This window comes from Mycobacterium sp. C31M, from assembly GCF_053345865.1.
This window is the reverse complement of sequence record NZ_JBKFAX010000013.1, coordinates 86,532-103,943: the sequence shown is the minus strand read 5'-3', so window position 1 is coordinate 103,943 and position 17,412 is coordinate 86,532. Positions and strand designations below refer to the sequence as shown.

General features: G+C 66.9%; 22 protein-coding genes. 7 read left to right on the top strand and 15 right to left on the bottom strand.

All coding sequences use genetic code 11. The annotated features are described in order from the left end of the window. Nucleotides 1-5: 5 nt before the first annotated feature. Both ACLBYA_RS20230 and ACLBYA_RS20225 read left to right on the top strand, forming a co-directional pair. Nucleotides 6-650: a TetR/AcrR family transcriptional regulator gene (locus tag ACLBYA_RS20230; RefSeq protein WP_447711222.1), complete on the top strand. Its 645-nt coding sequence runs from the start codon at nucleotides 6-8 to the stop codon at nucleotides 648-650. Next, nucleotides 647-1,150: a hypothetical protein gene (locus ACLBYA_RS20225; RefSeq protein WP_447711221.1), complete on the top strand. Its 504-nt coding sequence runs from the start codon at nucleotides 647-649 to the stop codon at nucleotides 1,148-1,150. The genes ACLBYA_RS20230 and ACLBYA_RS20225 overlap by 4 nt, the downstream gene beginning before the upstream one ends. A gap of 24 nt (nucleotides 1,151-1,174) precedes the next feature. Here the strand turns inward: ACLBYA_RS20225 and ACLBYA_RS20220 are convergent, their stop codons facing one another. Continuing rightward, nucleotides 1,175-2,356, bottom strand: a complete 1,182-nt coding sequence (locus ACLBYA_RS20220; RefSeq protein ID WP_447711220.1) for a cytochrome P450 — start codon at nucleotides 2,354-2,356, stop codon at nucleotides 1,175-1,177. 135 nt (nucleotides 2,357-2,491) lie between these two features. Here ACLBYA_RS20220 and ACLBYA_RS20215 point away from each other — a divergent pair, with 135 nt between their 5' ends. Beyond that, nucleotides 2,492-2,848, top strand: a complete 357-nt coding sequence (locus ACLBYA_RS20215; RefSeq protein ID WP_447711219.1) for a limonene-1,2-epoxide hydrolase family protein — start codon at nucleotides 2,492-2,494, stop codon at nucleotides 2,846-2,848. Here ACLBYA_RS20215 and ACLBYA_RS20210 read toward each other — a convergent pair. From ACLBYA_RS20210 to ACLBYA_RS20195, 4 genes are read right to left on the bottom strand one after another with little or no spacing between them, the layout of a single operon-like run. Next, nucleotides 2,827-3,807 carry an NADPH:quinone oxidoreductase family protein gene (locus tag ACLBYA_RS20210; protein WP_447711218.1) on the bottom strand — a complete coding sequence of 327 codons (981 nt, stop codon included), beginning with the start codon at nucleotides 3,805-3,807 and terminating at the stop codon, nucleotides 2,827-2,829. The two genes, ACLBYA_RS20215 and ACLBYA_RS20210, sit on opposite strands and share 22 nt — an antisense overlap. Continuing rightward, nucleotides 3,804-4,787 (bottom strand): phosphotransferase family protein, encoded by a 984-nt coding sequence (locus tag ACLBYA_RS20205; protein ID WP_447711317.1) that lies wholly within the window; start codon nucleotides 4,785-4,787, stop codon nucleotides 3,804-3,806. The genes ACLBYA_RS20210 and ACLBYA_RS20205 overlap by 4 nt, the downstream gene beginning before the upstream one ends. Nucleotides 4,788-4,825: 38 nt before the next feature. After that, the gene (locus ACLBYA_RS20200; RefSeq protein WP_447711217.1) at nucleotides 4,826-6,133 is read right to left on the bottom strand and encodes an acyl-CoA dehydrogenase family protein; all 1,308 of its coding nucleotides are present in this window, start codon (nucleotides 6,131-6,133) and stop codon (nucleotides 4,826-4,828) included. Next, nucleotides 6,133-6,816, bottom strand: a complete 684-nt coding sequence (locus tag ACLBYA_RS20195) for a TetR/AcrR family transcriptional regulator (protein WP_447711216.1) — start codon at nucleotides 6,814-6,816, stop codon at nucleotides 6,133-6,135. The genes ACLBYA_RS20200 and ACLBYA_RS20195 overlap by 1 nt, the downstream gene beginning before the upstream one ends. 68 nt (nucleotides 6,817-6,884) lie before the next feature. On the opposite strand from ACLBYA_RS20195, the gene ACLBYA_RS20190 reads away from it, so the two are divergent. Further along, nucleotides 6,885-7,085 carry a hypothetical protein gene (locus ACLBYA_RS20190; protein WP_447711215.1) on the top strand — a complete coding sequence of 67 codons (201 nt, stop codon included), beginning with the start codon at nucleotides 6,885-6,887 and terminating at the stop codon, nucleotides 7,083-7,085. Between the two features lie 154 nt (nucleotides 7,086-7,239). Here the strand turns inward: ACLBYA_RS20190 and ACLBYA_RS20185 are convergent, their stop codons facing one another. Next, entirely contained in the window at nucleotides 7,240-7,368 is a 129-nt protein-coding gene (locus ACLBYA_RS20185; protein WP_447711214.1) for a hypothetical protein, read from the bottom strand. Nucleotides 7,369-7,539: 171 nt separating this feature from the next. Here ACLBYA_RS20185 and ACLBYA_RS20180 point away from each other — a divergent pair, with 171 nt between their 5' ends. The 3 genes from ACLBYA_RS20180 to ACLBYA_RS20170 are packed head-to-tail and all read left to right on the top strand — an operon-like array spanning nucleotide 7,540 to nucleotide 9,303. After that, a complete protein-coding gene (locus tag ACLBYA_RS20180; RefSeq protein WP_447711213.1) occupies nucleotides 7,540-8,817 on the top strand; it encodes a cytochrome P450 in 1,278 nt (425 codons plus the stop codon). Then, nucleotides 8,814-9,011: a ferredoxin gene (locus ACLBYA_RS20175; protein ID WP_447711212.1), complete on the top strand. Its 198-nt coding sequence runs from the start codon at nucleotides 8,814-8,816 to the stop codon at nucleotides 9,009-9,011. The genes ACLBYA_RS20180 and ACLBYA_RS20175 overlap by 4 nt, the downstream gene beginning before the upstream one ends. Nucleotides 9,012-9,015: 4 nt before the next feature. Continuing rightward, nucleotides 9,016-9,303: a DUF1330 domain-containing protein gene (locus tag ACLBYA_RS20170; RefSeq protein ID WP_447711211.1), complete on the top strand. Its 288-nt coding sequence runs from the start codon at nucleotides 9,016-9,018 to the stop codon at nucleotides 9,301-9,303. Between the two features lie 92 nt (nucleotides 9,304-9,395). Here the strand turns inward: ACLBYA_RS20170 and ACLBYA_RS20165 are convergent, their stop codons facing one another. The 9 genes from ACLBYA_RS20165 to ACLBYA_RS20125 all read right to left on the bottom strand — a co-directional run bounded on the left by ACLBYA_RS20165 (nucleotide 9,396) and on the right by ACLBYA_RS20125 (nucleotide 17,409). Further along, entirely contained in the window at nucleotides 9,396-10,160 is a 765-nt protein-coding gene (locus tag ACLBYA_RS20165; RefSeq protein WP_447711210.1) for an alpha/beta fold hydrolase, read from the bottom strand. Between the two features lie 4 nt (nucleotides 10,161-10,164). Continuing rightward, nucleotides 10,165-10,359 carry a ferredoxin gene (locus tag ACLBYA_RS20160; protein ID WP_447711209.1) on the bottom strand — a complete coding sequence of 65 codons (195 nt, stop codon included), beginning with the start codon at nucleotides 10,357-10,359 and terminating at the stop codon, nucleotides 10,165-10,167. After that, complete coding sequence (locus ACLBYA_RS20155) at nucleotides 10,356-11,561, bottom strand: cytochrome P450 (protein ID WP_447711208.1); 1,206 nt, start codon at nucleotides 11,559-11,561, stop codon at nucleotides 10,356-10,358. The genes ACLBYA_RS20160 and ACLBYA_RS20155 overlap by 4 nt, the downstream gene beginning before the upstream one ends. A 116-nt stretch (nucleotides 11,562-11,677) precedes the next feature. Then, entirely contained in the window at nucleotides 11,678-12,490 is an 813-nt protein-coding gene (locus ACLBYA_RS20150) for an NAD(P)-dependent oxidoreductase (protein WP_447711207.1), read from the bottom strand. Between the two features lie 7 nt (nucleotides 12,491-12,497). After that, complete coding sequence (locus tag ACLBYA_RS20145; RefSeq protein WP_447711206.1) at nucleotides 12,498-13,316, bottom strand: NAD(P)-dependent oxidoreductase; 819 nt, start codon at nucleotides 13,314-13,316, stop codon at nucleotides 12,498-12,500. Beyond that, nucleotides 13,316-14,209, bottom strand: a complete 894-nt coding sequence (locus ACLBYA_RS20140; RefSeq protein WP_447711205.1) for an alpha/beta hydrolase — start codon at nucleotides 14,207-14,209, stop codon at nucleotides 13,316-13,318. The genes ACLBYA_RS20145 and ACLBYA_RS20140 overlap by 1 nt, the downstream gene beginning before the upstream one ends. Next, nucleotides 14,202-15,848, bottom strand: a complete 1,647-nt coding sequence (locus ACLBYA_RS20135) for a thiolase C-terminal domain-containing protein (RefSeq protein WP_447711204.1) — start codon at nucleotides 15,846-15,848, stop codon at nucleotides 14,202-14,204. Before ACLBYA_RS20135 ends, ACLBYA_RS20140 begins: the two co-directional genes overlap by 8 nt. Next, nucleotides 15,845-16,132: a ferredoxin gene (locus tag ACLBYA_RS20130; RefSeq protein WP_447711203.1), complete on the bottom strand. Its 288-nt coding sequence runs from the start codon at nucleotides 16,130-16,132 to the stop codon at nucleotides 15,845-15,847. Before ACLBYA_RS20130 ends, ACLBYA_RS20135 begins: the two co-directional genes overlap by 4 nt. Continuing rightward, complete coding sequence (locus tag ACLBYA_RS20125) at nucleotides 16,129-17,409, bottom strand: NADH-ubiquinone oxidoreductase-F iron-sulfur binding region domain-containing protein (protein ID WP_447711202.1); 1,281 nt, start codon at nucleotides 17,407-17,409, stop codon at nucleotides 16,129-16,131. Before ACLBYA_RS20125 ends, ACLBYA_RS20130 begins: the two co-directional genes overlap by 4 nt. Nucleotides 17,410-17,412 lie beyond the last annotated feature (3 nt).

Here is a 17,412-nt window from a genome sequence, read left to right as displayed (position 1 = left end):
GAGCGGTGACAGCGACATCTGCGGCGTCCGGCCCGCGTCCCTACGAGTCCCTGTTGGCCAAGGGCGAGGACCGTAAGCAGCGCATTCTCGGTGCTGCCGAGACACTGCTGGCGCGCAACGGCTGGCGTAACACCTCGCTGGCGCAGATCGCCCGGGAGGCCGGAGTCAGCGCCGCCGGCCTGCTGCACCACTTCGAATCCAAGGAAGCACTGCTGCACGCCGTGCTGGACGCCCGCGACTTCGACGATGACACCCACGCCGACCGCGGCGGCGACCTGATCGCCAACATCGGCCGGGTCGCCGAACGCTTCACCCGCGCCCCGGCGCTGGTCGGCACGTTCACCGTGCTGCTGGTGGAGAACATCCAGCCCGATGCACCGCTGCACGACCGCCTGGTGGCCCGCCAGCAGGCCGCCGTCGGGATCGTCGCCGACGCGATCCGGCGCGGACAGGCCGACGGCCGTTATCGCTCAGACCTCGACGCGGCCGCCAAGGCCGTGGAGATCCTCGCTTTCGTCAATGGAATGGAGACCGCATGGCTACTCGATCCTTCGATTCCGCTCGCCGACGTGTTCAAGGGGTACACCGAGGCGCTGGTCCGCGATTTCGCCCCGCAGGCACCGACGACACCGGACGGGAGTTCGCTATGAGGTATCGGCTCGATGTGGTGGCGCCCAGCGTGAGCGAGGTGGTGCGCAATGCCGGCGGCTGGCTGGTCGACCGGGTGATGGCCGGCTGGGATGTCACCGTGCTGATCTCCGGTGACGACGATGTCCGTCCGCTGCAGATCCTCGGTGTGGAGACCGCGGATCTGGAGACGGCGATGCAGCTGTGGGAGGAGCGTCCGCACCCGCAGACCGTCGCGGTGGCCGCGGATCTGTTTGTCAGCGACGCCCGCGTGCGTGAGGGTGTGCTCGGCGCGCTCGACCAGGGACTCACCGAGGTGACGCTGTGGGGCGAGAGCTGGCCCCAGGAACTCGACAGCACCGTGGACAATGTGCAGCACGAGCTCAGCGCGGCCGCCCGGGCCTTCAAGGCCCAGGCGTTGGCCGCCGCCGGGGACACCGACCCGGTGGCGCGCACCGAGGTGTTCCGATGTGGTGTGATGTCCTGTCCGTCGGTGGCCGCAGACCTGGTGCCCGCCAGCTGAAATCGGCGAATTGGGCCGACGAGCTCAACCCACGATGGTAGGCATCGCCGCCCAGCCGCGGACCGCGGCCGTCTCCGACGGAACGGCGTTCGGCCAGTCCACCTCCCACTCCGGGAAGCGCTTGAGGATCTCCTCCAAGGCGATCCGGCCCTCCAGCCTGGCCAGTGCATTCCCCAGGCAGAAATGGGTGCCTGCGCCGAATGACATGTGCGAGCGTTGTTCCCGGAAGATATCGAAGACGTCGCCGTCGGGGGCGAAGCGTCGGTGGTCGCGGTTGGCCGCGCCGACGAGCATGAGCATCGCCGAACCCGCCGGCACCGTCTGACCGTAGTACTCGACATCACGGGTGACGTAGCGCGCGATCTGTAAGGCCGGCGGCTCCCAGCGCAGGATCTCCTCGATGGCCTGCGGGATCAGCGTGTGGTCCTCGACCAGCGCGCGGCGCTGATCGGGGTTCTCGGCCAATGTCTTACCGGCCCAGCCGATCAGCCGGGTGGTGGTCTCCGACCCGGCCGTCGCGATGACCGTGAGATACAGCAACAGCTCGTCGCGGCGCAGCGTACGGCGCGTGCCGGTCTCGTCCTCGAACTCGGCGTTCAGTAGATCGGTCATGATGTCGTTGGACGGGTTCTTGGCCCGCCAGTCGATGAACTCGGCGAAAACCTCGCCGGTGGCCAGACCTTCGAGTTTTTCACCCTTGAGGGTTTCCTCGCCGTGGTCGGTGATCTGCCGTTGCCGGTCTTCGGGAATGCCCAGCAGCATGCCGATCACGCGCATCGGCATCTGTTCGCCGAGATCGTTGACGAAGTCGAACCGGTCCGAATCGGTCAGCGGGTCCAGGCAGCGCGCGGTGAACTCGCGGATCTGCGGTTCCAGCGCCAGCACCTTGCGCGGGGTGAACATGCGCGACAACAGGTTGCGGTGGATGTTGTGGATCGGTGGATCCTCGAAGATCAACGTGCCCGGCGGAATCTCCATGCCGGACTTGATGATCTCGAGCACCGCGCCGCGACCGGAGATGAACGTCTCATGGTCGATGACCCCCGCGTTGACGTCGTCATAACGACTGAGTGCGTAGAAGTCGTGTTGTTCGTTGTAGTACAGCGGCGCTTCTTCTCGGATCCGGGCAAACACCGCATAGGGATTCATGTTGAGGTCGATGTTGTACGGGTCGTAATACAGATCGGCTTCGGCTGGTGCGCTCATGCGACTCCTGACAGAGGTGTGGGCTGCTGAGCATCTGCCTAGCAGAGTTTGAGTGGCGAGGTCAAGGCTGGGAATCGGCGTGGTCGGACATTACGATATTTGCAGTGGTTGTAATGTTCGCCGAACGGGGGAATCGTGACCGCTGAGGAGATCGTGCGCGCCGAGATCGCGGCGTGGGGTCGCAACGACGTCGACGAGGTGATGAGCCATTTCGCAGAGGACGCCACTTTCGACATCGGGCCCGATTGGCCGAAGTTGGCGGGTAGCGCGGCGATCCGGGACATGATGACGACGTTCTTCGCCGGCGGGCGGTGTGTCGACCTGCAGGTGCTGTTCCTCGCCGTCGACGGTGACGTCGTGTTGATGGAGCGTCGTGATCACTGGGTGGTCGACGGCAAGCAGATGAGTTGGCCGGTGATGGGCGCCTATGAGGTGCGCGACGGCAAGATCGCCGCCTGGCGTGAGTACTTCTATCCGCCCACGGCGGGCTGAACGTGCACGAGCACCTTGCCGATCGCACGTCCGTCGGCGACATGTCGCAGGGCTGCCGCGGTCTCGGCCAACGCATACTCGGCCCCGATGTGCGGCCGCACCGCGCCGCTCTCGAGCAGTGCGCGTAGCTGCGCCTCGTTGCGGTCGAACTCGGCGGCCGGAATGTCCTGAAACTGGAAGCCGACGATGGTGATTCCCTTGACCAGCACCAGGTTCAGGCCGATCTTCGGGATCGATCCGGAGGCGTAGCCCACCGTGACGAACCGACCTCCGCGGCGCAGGGCGCGCAGGGCCGGCTCGGACAGCACCCCGCCCACCGGGTCGATGACCGCGGCAGCGCCGTTCGGCAGCGCCGCGCGCAGGTGCTCGCGCAGATCGCCGTCGCGGTGGTCGATCAGATTGACGGCACCGTATTGCCCGGCGGCGGTGAGCTTGTCGGCCGACGATGCCACCGCGGTCACCCGCGCGCCCAGCGCGGTGCCCAGCGCCACCGCCGCCAGCCCGACCCCGCCGCCGGCCCCGAGTACCACCACATCGTCACCGGCCCGGACCTGCGCCGTCGAGCGCAGCGCGTGGTGGGCGGTACGGAACGCCACCCCCGCGGCCGCGGCGATCCGGTCGTCCATACCGTCGGGGATCGGCGCCAAGGCGGCGGGGTCGATGCACACCTGCTCGGCGAATGCACCGAACATGCCGGTGCCTGTCACCCGGTCGCCCACCGCGTAACCGGGCTCAGCGCAGCGGGTTTCGGTGATCACCCCGGCGAACTCGCTGCCCGGGACGAACGGCGGCGGGACCCGCACCTGGTACTGCCCGGCCACCAGCAGTACATCGGGGAAGTTGACCGCCGCCGTGTGCACCCGGACCCGGACCTGCCCGGCGGCCGGCTCCGGGGTGGGGAGCTCACGGACCTCGATGACCTCGGGTGGTCCGTAGGCCGGGCAGACGGCCGCCTTCACCGGTAGTCGCTGGATTCGGCGAGTTGCGCGGCCGACGCCATCAGATCGGTGACCACCGGGCCGAAGGCCAGCAGCTTCTCGTCATCACCGGCGCGCTGAAAACCCTGCTCCAGCACGATCGCCAGCTTCCATTTCGCCAGCACCAGGTAGTAGTCCAGGTCGTCGACCTGCCGGCCCGACACGTCGGCGTAGTGCGCGACGACCTGATCGCGGCTGGGGGCGCCGCGCATGTCGACGTAGTTCATGGCGGCGTGGTCGTCGTCATTGGCCGGCCAGCTCTGCACCATCCAGCCCAGATCCAGCTTGGGATCGCCGACGGTGCCCATCTCCCAGTCGACCAACGCGGCCAGCTGGGCCGGGGCGCCGTGTCGGTACATGACATTGGCGAACTGGTAGTCCCCGTGCATCAGGCCGGGGATGAAGTCCAGCGGTTTGTGGGACTTGAGCCAGGCGGTGGCGGTCTCCAGTCCGGGCAGGTCCCGGTTGCGGATGCGGTCGTAGAACCCGATCCACCGGTCGACCTGACGTTCGTGGAAGCCGTCCGGGCGACCCAGATCGTGCAGCCCCTTGGCCTGCCAGTCGACCTTGGACAGCAGCGCGATGCCCTCGGCCAGTTGGTAACTGAGGCGGGCGCGGGTCGAGACGTCGCTGTTGAAGGGTTCGGGCCACACCCCGTGGCTGTCCATCGGGGACCAGCCGTCGACGAAGCCCATCAGGTAGAACGGGCGGCCCAGCACGGTCGGGTCGGTGCACACCCCAACGGCTTTGGTGTGCGGGACATCTGTGCCATCGAGTGCCTCGATGATGCGCCACTCGCGCAGGATGCCCTTGTCCCGGTCCGGAGGTGCTCCCGGCGGTGGCATGCGGATGACGCAACGGTGTTCGCCACGGGTGAGTTCGTAGATGACGTTCTGGGTGCCGCCGGACAGGAACCGGGTGTGCAGCGTCTCGCCGGTGCCCGGCAGCCCGGCCCCGTCCATCCATTCGGTGAGCCGGGCGGTGTCGATGCTCGGGGTGCTCACAGGTTGCCCACCTCGGCCTCCAGGTGTTCGGCGAACCGGGCGCGGGCGGCATCCCGCTTACCCGGGATCCATTCGGTGGGCCAGTCACCATCAGTGGCCCGGTAGTCGCGCAGCACCTGCTTGGCGACGGTGGTCTTGTGGACCTCGGTCGGTCCGTCGGCCAGGCCCATGACCGCCGCGCCGGTAACCATACCGAGGAACGGCATCTCGTTGGTGACGCCGAGTGCACCGTGGACCTGCATTGCGCGCCAGGCGATATCGTGCAGGACGGTCGGCATGACCACCTTCACGGTGGCGATGTCCTTGCGTACCTTCTTGTAGTCGTTGTACTTGTCGATCTCCCATGCGGTGTAGAGCACCAGCAGTCGGAACTGCTTGAGCTGGGCATAGGAATCGGCGATGTAACCCTGCACGACCTGCTTGTCCGACAGCAGGCTGCCCGCGGTGTGTCGTGACAACGCGCGCTCGCACATCATGTCGAGCGCCTTCTGAGCCAGGCCGATGGTGCGCATCGCGTGATGGATTCGCCCGCCGCCCAACCGGGTCTGCGCGATCACGAAGGCTTGGCCCTCGCCACCGAGCAGAGCGGAATCCGGTACCCGGACATTGTCGTAGTGGATGAGCGCATGCGATCCCTCGCCGTCGGCTTCGCCGTAGAGGCCGGAGTTGCGCACGATGGTGACCCCGGGCGTGTCGGTCGGCACCAGGAACATCGACATCCCCTGGTAGGGGCTGACATCCGGGTTGGTCACCACCATCACGATCAGGAACGACGCGGTCGAGGCATTCGACGAGAAGAACTTGTGGCCATTAATGATCCAGCTGACCCCATCGGCGTCGCGGACGGCCGTGGTGCGGAACTGCGTGGGGTCGGCGCCGCCCTGTGGTTCGGTCATCGAGTAGCAGGAGAACACTTCGCCGTCGAGCAGTGGCCGCAGATATCGTTCCTTCTGCTCGGGTGTGCCGTAGTGGGCAATGATCTCGGCATTGCCGGTGTCGGGGGCCTGGCAGCCGAAGATGATCGGTGCCCACTGCGAACGGCCCAGGATTTCGTTGAGCAGCGCGAGTTTGAGCTGCCCGTAACCCTGCCCGCCGAGCTCGGGTCCGAGGTGGGTGGCCCACAACCCTTTTCGGCGAACCTGTTCCTTGAGGGGGTCGACCACGGCGCGGCGAGTGGTGTCCAGAGGAGTGAACTGCAGGTGTGGCCAGATCAGGTCCAGCGGTTCCACTTCGTCGCGGACAAATGCATCCGCCCACGCCAAGAGTTCGGCGAACTCCGGATCGGTCTCGAAATCCCATGCCATTACGGTCTCCTTTGTCCGTTGATGCCTGCGATCAAGGTGGTGATATCGGCGCCGACGACGTCGGCGAACGATCGGTCGCCGAAAGCTCCAGCGGCCCAGTGCCGGGCGCCCTCGCTGACCAGCGTCATGGCCAGATAGCCGAGGTGGGCGGTGTCGGTACCGTCGGGCAGCTTGCCGTCGGCCGCCGCCCGCTCGAACAAGGCGGTGAACATGCCGCCGTCGAGATCGGGTGTGTCGGCGGCGTCAGATCTGCCGGCTCCGCCGGCGGCGCGCAGGATGCGATGTTCATGGCGGTATCCCTCCAGGATCGTCTCGATCACCAGCTCGCGGGGATTTCGCGCCATCGATCGTTCCAGATCGGCCAGTGCGGCGGCGACCACGGTGGGGACGTCGTAGTCGTCGTCGAGCAGCGCGGCGATCGTCTGCTGGGCCGACCGGGTCGACATCACTCCGACCTCGAAGAGCACATCCTCCTTACGGGGGAAGTAGAAGTAGAACAGCGCCTTGGACACCCCCGCGGCCGTGCAGATCTCCGCGACGGTGGTGGCGGCATATCCCTTGGTGCGCCACAACGCCATCGCGGCCTGCACCAGCACCCGCTTCGTCTCGCGCGAGTTGGCGCGCTGCAGGGTCGCCCTACGTTGACCACGGTCAGCAGTGGTCCTGGGCGCGGGATCGGCCATTTACGCACCGTACCGCGATAGGAATCTGCTGACCAGAGTCTAACTAAGGACGCTGGCAGACTGGATTGATGGGTCTACGCATCGCGGGCATGGCCTTCGGACTGCTGGCACTGGCTGCCGGCGGCCTGCAACTGTGGGCCTATGTGGCCACCGACTGGCCGCGGCACCTGATCCTCGGGGTTTTCGGCTGCGCCGTCGGGCTGTGTGTACTCGTCACGGCTTCGGGCCGGATGCCCTTGTCAGGTGATCGATCTGGCGGTGCATCGTGAACAGGGCGAAAAACGGAAGAATCATGAAGGGGCGATTCGATCGGTAGATCGGTGCGCATCAGCCGGAGCCACCCGATGAACAACATGGTGCCGGTGATGACGCCGAGGAGGACCAGCCCGAACACCCACGCGTTACCGCTCGTGTAGCGGGTATCTACCAGGCCGTACTGCCACCACAGCCATTCCAGCCCGGGTCGATGGTCGGCGTCCAACACGGTCGGGCCAGGTTCGGCGCGGTGTCCACGGGAGTCGGCACCTGCGATGCCATGAGCGCAGGAGCCATGAGCGCAGGATAGGCCTACGGCCAGGCATTGTTGAGCGAATGCACAGCATTCGGAGAATTCAGCGGTGCGGTTAGGCGTTTGCCCTCGTTGACGACGGGCCAGCGCTGTGGAAATGTAATACTCAACATTGAGAGTCATATTCTCATAGCTGTACGAACGGAGTGCACCCTATGGCGATCGACCCCGCCGGCATCGACTGGTTCAAGGACCCGCGGCTGGTCGACGATCCCTACCCGTACTTCAACGCGCTGCGGGACAAGTGCCCGGTGCAGCCCGAGGACATCTATGGCGTGACCATGGTGACCGGCTGGGAAGAGGCCGTCTCGGTCTACAACGACGAGCAGACGTTCTCGTCCTGCACCTCGGTCACTGGTCCGTTCCCCGGATTCCCGGTCCCGTTGGAGGGTCGCGACGATGTCGCCGAACTGATCGACAAGCACCGCGACGAACTGCCGTTCAGCGATCAGCTGCCCACCCTCGATCCGCCGGTGCACACCAATCACCGATCGCTGATGATGCGCTTGATCACACCCAAGCGCCTCAAGGAGAACGAGGACGCCATGTGGCAGTTGGCCGATGGTGTGCTCGACGAGTACCTGGCACCCGGTGAGGGCGAGTTCATCAAGGGCTTCGCCAGCCCGTTCACGCTGCTGGTGATCGCCGACCTGCTGGGTATCCCGCCCGAGGACCGAAATGCGTTCGTCGACGGTATCTCTCAGCATTCCGGCGGTGGCGTCGGCAGCACCAGCAGCGAGTCGCTGTCACATAGTCCGTTGGAGTTCCTCTACGGCCAGTTCGAGGCCTACATCGAGGATCGTCGGCGCAATCCGCGGGAGGATGTGCTGACCGGGATGGCCACCGCGCTGTTCCCCGATGGCACCACGCCCAGCCCCGGTGACGTCGCACGTGTTGCCACCAACGTCTTTTCGGCCGGCCAGGAGACCACGGTGCGGCTGCTCGGCACCGCACTCAAGGTGCTCGGCGACCGCCCCGATGTGCAGGCGCAGGTGCGTAAGGACCGCAGCCTGCTGCCCAACTTCATCGAGGAAGCGCTGCGTTTCGAGAGCCCGGTGAAGGGCGACTTCCGGTTGTCACGCACGCCGGTGACGGTGGGAGACCAGGAATTGCCGTCCGGGCGCACCGTCATGGTGGTCAACGGTGCGGCCAACCGGGACCCGCGCCGGTTCGAGGATCCCGACGAGTTCGATCCCGCCCGTAGGAATGCCCGTCAGCATCTGGCCTTCGGGCGCGGCATCCATTCCTGCCCGGGTGCGCCGCTGGCCCGGGCCGAGACCCGGGTGGGCCTGGAGCGACTGCTGGACCGCACCACCGATATCCGGATCTCCGAGGAGAAGCACGGTCCGGCGGGCAACCGCGACTACAACTACATCCCGACGTTCATCCTGCGTGGTCTCACCCATCTGCACCTGGAGTTCGACGTCAAATGAGGGTCGCCGTCGACGAGGACCGCTGCGCCGGCCACGGCATGTGCCTGACGCTGTGCCCGGAGGTCTTCGAGCTGTCGGATGACGGGTGGGCCGTCGCCACGCCGGGCGAGGTCCCCGCCGAGCATGAGGCCGCCGTCAAGGAGGCCGTTGATTGTTGCCCCGAGAACGCGATTCACGAAGTAGAAGGAGACTGACCCGATGGCCAAAGGCTATGTGCTGATCACCGAGACGATCACCGACCCGGAGGGCATGAAGCAGTACGGCAAGCTCGCCGGGCAGGCGATGGCCGGGGCGACCATCCTGGCCGTCGATCAGAAGCCGACCGTCATCGAGGGCTCCTGGGAGACGACCCAGACGGTGCTGCTGGAATTCGAGTCGGTGCAGGCCGCCAACGACTGGTACTACTCGGACGCCTACCAGGCCGCCGTCAAGGTCCGGCAGGCCGCCGCGACCTGTAATGGCGTGATCCTCAATGGCTTCGGCTGAGATCAGCAACACAATGTTCCGTTGACAGCCTCGGCAAGGACGATATCGACGCGGCGGCGCTGTCAGCGGAACATTGTGATCGGCAAGCCCATTCAGCCAGGGATCAGGGGGCCGACGGGGGAGGTGGTCGGCGCATGCACCAGCAGCTCGGCCAACTCATGGGGACGGCTCAGGAACGGTGAATGCGAGCTGTCGATCGACAGCTGCGCCACGCCGAGGCGCCGGGTGACGGTATCGGCCAGCCACCGTGGCATCGACTGATCCTGTTCGCAGACAATGAAACTGCGCGGCAGGTCGGCCGCCCAGAAGCCGGGGACCGACACCGGGGTCACCGTGGTGTCCCCGAAGCGTTCCGGGCCCAGCCGATCGAAGGCCCAGCGTGCGGTTGCCTCGTCGCAGTCGTGGTAGAAGTACTTCCACGCGCCGTCGAAATCGGAGAAGGTCATCGCGCCGTCCTCGTCGAAACTGAGGTAGCTCAGCATCTCTCCGACATCGGCGTCGAACCCTGCGTCGAGGTCGGCGTCGTCGCGCATGGCCATCGCCTCGGGATAGGTACGACCCTCCCGGGGGAGCGCGGCGGCCAGGTACACCAGGTGTCGCACCCGATCCGGTGCGGCATCGGCGGCCAGCGTGATGTCGAAGCCGCCGCCGGAGTGGCCGACCAGGACGTCCCCGGGCTGCAGCGCCGCCAGGATCGCGTCGCGGCGGTTGGCCAGTGTCGACTCCTGGTCCACCAGTGCCCCGTGGCCCGGCAGATCGACGGCGACACCGTCGTGGCCGAGTTCGCGTAGTGCATCGATGGTGCGGTCCCAGCACCAGGCAGCGTGGAAACCGCCGTGCACGAACAGGAATCGCATCAGCTCACTCGACGATCGCGATGGCCTGACGCGGGCACTGCCGCACCGCCTCGCGGATCTGCTGCTCGTGATCGGGGGTTACTTCCTCGTGCAGCACGTGCAGGTCGTCCTGATCGTCGAGGTCGAACACCTCCGGGTCGACACCCATGCAGACACCGTTGCTCTCGCACAGCCCGAAGTCCACCTGAATCTTGCTCACGACGGCAGCCTCCGCACCGGCACGTGCGAGTAGCCTGCCACGTTCTGCATGTGAACCCGTTGCAGCCCATCCCATTTGACCTCGTAGCGGGGCATGAAGTCGAGCAGCTTCTCCAACGCGATGACGCTCTCCATCCGGGCCAGCGCGGCGCCCAGGCAGCTGTGGATGCCGTACCCGAGTCCGAGGTTCTGCGCCTCGGTACGGTCACGCTCGATATCAAACCTGTCGGCGTCGGTGAACGCATCGGTATCGCGGTTGGCGGCGGCGCTGAGCAGGAACACGGGCTTGCCGGCCGGGATGGTGCCCGATGGCACGTGTGCGTCTTTGAGCGTGTACCGCACGTTGTACTGCACCGGTCCCTCGAACCGCAGCAGTTCCTCGACGGCGGCCGGCACCAACTCCCGGTTGTCGAGCAGCTTCTGCCACTGATCAGGGTTGCGCGCGAACAGCACCATGGCCGTGCCGATTAGTTTGGTCACGGTCTCCGCCCCGGCGCCGCCCAACAGGGTGGCGAACCCGGTGATCTCGACATCGTCGAGTTTGTGCAGTGCGCCGTCCTCGCGCGGGATCTCGGCGGCGATGAGCCGGCTGATCATGTCCTCGGTCGGGTTCTCGCGGCGCTTCTGTACCAGGGAGTAGTAGTACATCGCGGTGTCGATGTTGGCCTTCATGCCGGCCTCGGAGTAGCCGACCTGGCCGGGCTCGCGGGACAGGCTGGTGTCGATCCAGTGCCGCACCTGCTGGCGGAATTCGGGCTCGACGCCGGCCATCCGGGTGATGACCTCGACCGGGAACGGTCCCGAGAAGTCCTGCACGACGTCGAACTCGTCGGAGTCGATGCGGCCGAGGTAATGGTCGATCTGTTCGATGATGGTGTCGCGTTGGGACTGGACGGCGCGTGGGGTGAAGGCCTTGTTGAGCAGGCTGCGCATGTGCCGATGATCGGGCGGGTCCATGAAGATGATCGACTTCTGCGGCGGCTCGTCACTCTGTACCATCGCCAGGTCGCACCCGCGCGAGGACGAGAAGGCCTCGTGGTCCTTCAGCGCGGCGGAGACATCATCGTGCCGGGTCAGCGCGTAGAAGTCCCGCTTCGGGCAGAAGTAGAGCGGTGCCTCGGTGCGCATCCGGCGGTAGATCTCGAACGGATTCTCGAAGTACTCGTCGGAGAACGGGTCGAAAACGAGTTCCGCTGTGGTCATACTCGGTCCTCCTACAGGGGCATCTCGACACCCAAAACGTTACGGAAGGCTGTAAAACTGTAACGCTAACTGTAGTCCTGTCCGCTTGAATGCGAAACAGTCAATTTCGTGTCGGTTCAGCGTCCCAGCCCCGCATCCACCACGGCATCGAGTGCGCCGAGGTCGGCGCCGAGCTCGGCCACGGTGCGTCGCACGACCGCCACGTCCTTGCCGATGAACTCGCCGACGGCTCCGATGAACGCCGCCGTCGACCCGGCCCGCACGACGTTGTCCAACGCGCGGCTCGCGCCGCTGCCATGGGGGAGCGCACCCAACAGTGCGGTCTCGTCGACACCCAACTTCGCGGCCAGCCCGGCCGCCTCGGCCAACAGCCCGATCTGCGCGGCGAACAGGGTGTTGTTGATCAGCTTCACCTTCTGCCCGGCACCGAGCGGGCCCACATGCAAGGCCGGATCGGCATAACAGGACAGCACCGGATGCGCGCGGGTGAACGCGGTCTCACTGCCGCCGGCGAAGACGGTGATCCGCCCGGCGGCGATATCGTGCGGCCCGCCGCTCACCGGGGCGTCCAGCACACCCAGGTGCGGGGCCCGCTCGGCGATGCGTTCGGCGGTGTGCGGGCTGCCGGTGGTGTGGATGACCAGTGCCGCCCCGGCCGGAACCGCCTGCAGCAGCGATGGCTCCGCCAGCGCGTTCACCTGTTCGTCGGTGAACACACACAACACCACCACATCGGCACCGGCGGCGACCTCGGTGGCCTCGGACACCGGCGTCGCGCCGAGTTCGGCCAGCGCGGTGCGGTTCTCGTCGGTGCGTCCCAGGGCTCGCACATCGTGGCCGGCCTGTGCGATCCGGCGCACCATCGGTGCGCCCATCCGGCCCGCCCCGATGAACCCGACCCGCATCAGGACTGTCTGTTCTTCGCGCAAGCGCTCATCAGCGCGGGTGGTCCATCAGGTGCAGCGCGGCATCCGCGGCATCGAACACCGCGCCCTCGGGCGCGGCGGCCTTGTCGGCCAGCGTCGCGGCATGCCGGCAATCCTTCTGCAGCAGGGCGCCGGCGATCGGGGCCAGGTTGTCCAAGGACCCACCGAAGGCAGCGATGCTCGACAACGCCTTGCTGGTCGCCGACCCCCGGGTGATCACTTCACACAACCGGGCCCGTGGCACACCGAGGGACTCGCCGAGTTCCAATGCGCTCATCGCGGCACCGAGATTGGCGGTGAAGAGCAGATTGTTGAGGATCTTGGAGACCTGGCCGCTGCCGAGCGGGCCGAGATGCACGATCGGATCCGCGTAGGTGGTGAACACCGGTCGCGCTCGCTCCACATCGGCCTCCGCACCGCCGATCATCACCAGCAGGGTGCCTGCCTCGACCGCGGGGCCGCCGCCGCTGACCGGTGCATCGATCACCGAAACACCCTTGGCGGCAGCGATATCGGCGATCTCGGCGCAGGTGGTCGGATGAACCGTGCTGTGGATGGCGATGATCCCGCCCGGGGCCATGCCAGCCAGTACACCGTCCTCGCCGGTCAACACCTCACGGACATCGTCATCACCGACGACACATAGGCACACGAGATCGCTTGCCGCGCCCAGATCTGCAGGGGTGACGGCCACCTTGGCGGCGGTGTCGGCGTAGGGCTCCACCGATGCCGCCCGGCGGGCCCACAACGTCAGCTCGAATCCGCCCTCGACGATGCGTCGGGCCATCGGCCCACCCTGACTGCCCAGTCCGATGAAACCAACACGCATCAACCAGCCTCCGCTTCGACCTGGCCGCCCGAATCGGCGGCGATACATTCCTCGATGAACGACATCACCCGCAGGTGATAGCTCTGCGCCGAATGCCCGACGCTGAGATTGTGACCGCTGCCCGGCATCTCGTCGATCACCACCCGCGGTGAGCTGGCGAACAATGCGGCGATCTCGGCCAGTGCCGACGGTGACGTGTCCCAGACCCGTTCATGCTCGGCGGCGGTGTACCGCACCGGGACCCGCACGCGGCCGGCGAGATCAGGGAGGTCCCGCCGTGACCAGTTCGCCGTCACGGGCCCCTCGTAGGCCACCCCGGGTGCGGACAGCGCCCCCGTCAGCACCTCGGCCGGGTACAGCTCGGATGGTTCCCACAACAATTCGCGCAGGCCCACCGGGCGGCGGGTCAGCGTGGCCTGGCTGAGGATCTCGTGTGCCGCAGCCCGGTACCGCAAACCGGTGCCGGCCAGCTCGACACCGATGACATCGTCGCGATCGACGGTGGTCCGCAGCGCCAGTTCGGATCCCAGTGAATGCGCGAGGACGAACAAGCCCGCCCCGCGTGGTCCGTCGGCCAGGATCTTGTCGACCGCGCCGAGAGCCAGCGCGACACGTTGAGCGGGGGTCTCCATCACATCCTGATACAGCGCCGATGCGCCGTAGCCGGGACGGTCCAGCGCGATGACGGTGAAACCCTGTGCGGCAGCGGTATGCAACAGTGACAGCTCGGTATGGCCGGGGCAGTCGAAGTATGCCGACGAGGTGGCGCCGCCGTGGATCGCGACGATGACGGCCCGTGGTTCGGCGACGGTGGCGACACGGGCCGACATCGGCACGACGTCGACCAGGACGACGCGCGGGCCGATGTTCATTGCCGGCTCGAAATCAGCCATCGGTCCGTAGCAGCACCACGCCGCTGGGGGTCAGGCCACCACTGCTCACCACGGCGACCTTGGCGCCGGCGACCTGTCGGTCGCCGGCCTCACCGCGCAGCTGCGAAACGGCCTCGTGCATCAGGCCCATACCGTGCGTCCGCCCGTGCGACAGCTGGCCACCGTGTGTGTTCAGCGGGATCACCCCGTCGCGGGCGATCGCCGTGCCGCCGTCGAGGAAGTCCTTCGACTCGCCGATACCGCAGAACCCCAGGGCTTCCAACCAGGACAGGCAGTTGAACGTGAACCCGTCGTAGAGCTGCGCGACATCGACGTCGCCGGGCCGCAGGTCGGTCCGGGTCCACAGATGGGCGGCCTGCCCGAGCACCTGCGGCTCGTGGGTGAGGGTGGTCTGATCCCAGTCGGTGCGCTCGATGATCTGGGTGCCGACGGCTTCGAAATAGACCGGCTGCTTCGGCGCGTCAGCAGCGGCGTCGACGGCCGATACGACGACGGCCACCGCTCCGTCACACGGCACATCGCAGTCGTACAGCCCGAAGGGTGTGGTGATGGGCCGCGCCCCGAGGTAGTCGTCCATGGTCATCGGGCCGCGGTAGATCGCCGTCGGATTCAGAGCGGCGTTGGCGCGCTGATTCAGCGCGATCCAGCCGAGCGTCTCCTTGGTGGTGCCGTATCGGTGAAAGTGCCGCTGGGCGTTGAGCGCCAGGGTGTGCGCGGCCGACGTGGCGCCGAACGGCGCCTGCCAGTTGTTGACCCGGGGACCGCCGGGCGGGGAGACCTTGCCCTCCTTCATCAGCTGGTTGAAGGTGGCCTCCCACAGGGTGCGGAAGCACAGCACATGGCGGGCCATCCCGGTCGCCACCGCCATCACCGCGGCGATCACCGAACCACCGGGGCCGAAGGTGTCCATGCCGCCGTTGATCCAGGTGGGGCGGATTCCGAGGGCGTTCTCCAAGGCCGTGCAACCGCCCTCGCCCATCCCCATCGCATCCATGGCGGGATACGTGGAGAGCCCGTCGATATCGGCCAGCGTCAGGCCGGCGTCGGCGATGGCGGCCTCGGCGGCCTCCAGGGTCAGCGACAGCGGTGAAACCATGAGCCGCCGACCGAGTTTGGAGGCGCCGATCCCGGTGATGGCCGCGGCGTCCTCGAACTTCTCCTTGGTCAGTCGTGGCCGGACGAACTGGGCGAAGTCCTGCGGGGCGATCTCGTCCTCGGGCAGCGGCCCGGCCTCGGGCTCGGCGGTCGGCCGGAACAGCGGCAGCCAGACATCATCGTTCTGCTCGAAGACCACCTCGACGACACGGCCGAGTTCGAGCTCGGCGGGATCGCAGTGGATGATGTTGGTGGTCAGCCGAACCCGTGGATCTTCCTCGATGGCGACCTGTGCCACCACATACGGCGGTTGCAGGCCGGGGATGGCGAAGCGTTCGTTGACGGTGAAGGCTGACAGCACGGCGCGCCCGGAGACTTCCCGCGGGCTCAGGTTGTGACTGCGGCAGTATCGGCACACCGACTGTGGCGGGTGGATCAGCGATTTGCAGTCGTCGCAGCCCTGGATGCGGAGCACCCCGTCGGCGCCGGAGGTCCAGAAGAATTCGTTCTCGAAGGTCAGCTGCGGCAGCGGAAGTCGACTCATCGAGTCACGTCCAACGGTGTGGCTGCGGTGTGCAGGTCGGCCACGTCGGGCTCGGCCTTCACGGTGGGCGGGGGCGCATCGGACAGCTCGATGATGGCGTGAACCGGGCAATCGAGCAGAGCGCGAAGGACGGCCGGGCGGTCCTGCTCGGGAATGTCGCCATCGCCGACCAGCACCGCGTAACCCCAGTCATCGAGCGAGAAGTACTCGGGGGCATGTTTGGCGCAGATCCCGAATCCGTCGCACAATGTGCGGTCCAGTTTGATGCGCATCTTGTCGCTCACAGGGACTCCACCTCGAAGGGCCGTACCGCGTCGTACACGGTGTCACGTGCGCCGCCGTCGAGCAGGCGGGCGACATCGTCGCCGAACATTGCCAACATGCTCGCCGCGATGTTGCATGCGGCGTCCAGCGTCGCGCAGGCACCGCGGTTGCGCAGCACCACCGACCACCGTTGCAGGCGTGCGAGATCGTCGGTGTCGGCCGCGCCGTCACGCAGTGCCGCGGCCGCCGCTGCCATGGCCGCCGTGCCGTTGAAACACGATCCGCACTGGTCCGCGTTCTCCCGGTCGAAGTAGGCCAGTACCGCCGCGCCGACTGCGATCGGGCATTCGTCGGTGAGCACCGACACCGCGCCGCAGCCCAGGCCGCTGCCCGCCGCCCGCAGGGACTCGTGGTCCAACGTGGTGTCCAGAATCCGACGGTCCAGCAACCCTGCGAAGTAGCCGCCCATCAGTGCCCCGCGGACCTTGTCCTCCAGAATGCCGTGTAGTGCAAGAAGATCCGACGAGGGAACACCGAACGGAAGTTCGTAGAGTCCGGGTGGTCGACCACCGCCGGTCACGGTGGCCAGGAATGTCCCGGGGGAGCCGTCGGTGCCCTGTTCGCGGTACGTGGTGACGCCGTGGGCGTGCACGAAGGGAAGATTGGCCAACGTCTCGACATTGCATACCGCGGTGGGCAGACCGCCGACACCCTCCTCGAACACCCTCGGCGGTTTGTCGGTCGGTTTGGCGGGGCCGCCGTTGATCGCGCGTACCGCGGCCGATTCCTCGCCGGCCACATAGCCGGGTGTCACGGTATGCACGCTGACCGTCACCCCGTCGAGCACGGCGGTGGTGAGTTCGGTGAGCGCAGTCCGCACGGCGTCGGCTGCGAGGCGGTCGGAGACGTACACATGTGCGTGGCGGGCCCCGACGATCTGGGCGGCGAGCCGGACACCGTCGAGCACCAGATGTGGACGGTTGCGCAGCAGCCAACGGTCCTTGACCGAGGCGGGCTCACCCTCCTCGCCATTGGCGACCAGGACGGTGTCGACACCGCGCGACGCGGCCGCGCGGACGGTGGAGAGTTTGACGGCCATCGGAAATGCTGCGCCGCCGCGTCCGAGGATGCGGGCCTCGGCGACGGCGTCGAGCAACGCCTGGGAGTCGGTCAACGGCTGGTAGCCGCCTTGGGCGCGATACTCCTCGCCCGATTCGCGCCCGACGGCGCTGCGCAGCAGACGCGGGGTGAGACCGGGCCAGGCCGCGACAGTGAGATCGGTTGCGGTGGTTGTCATGCG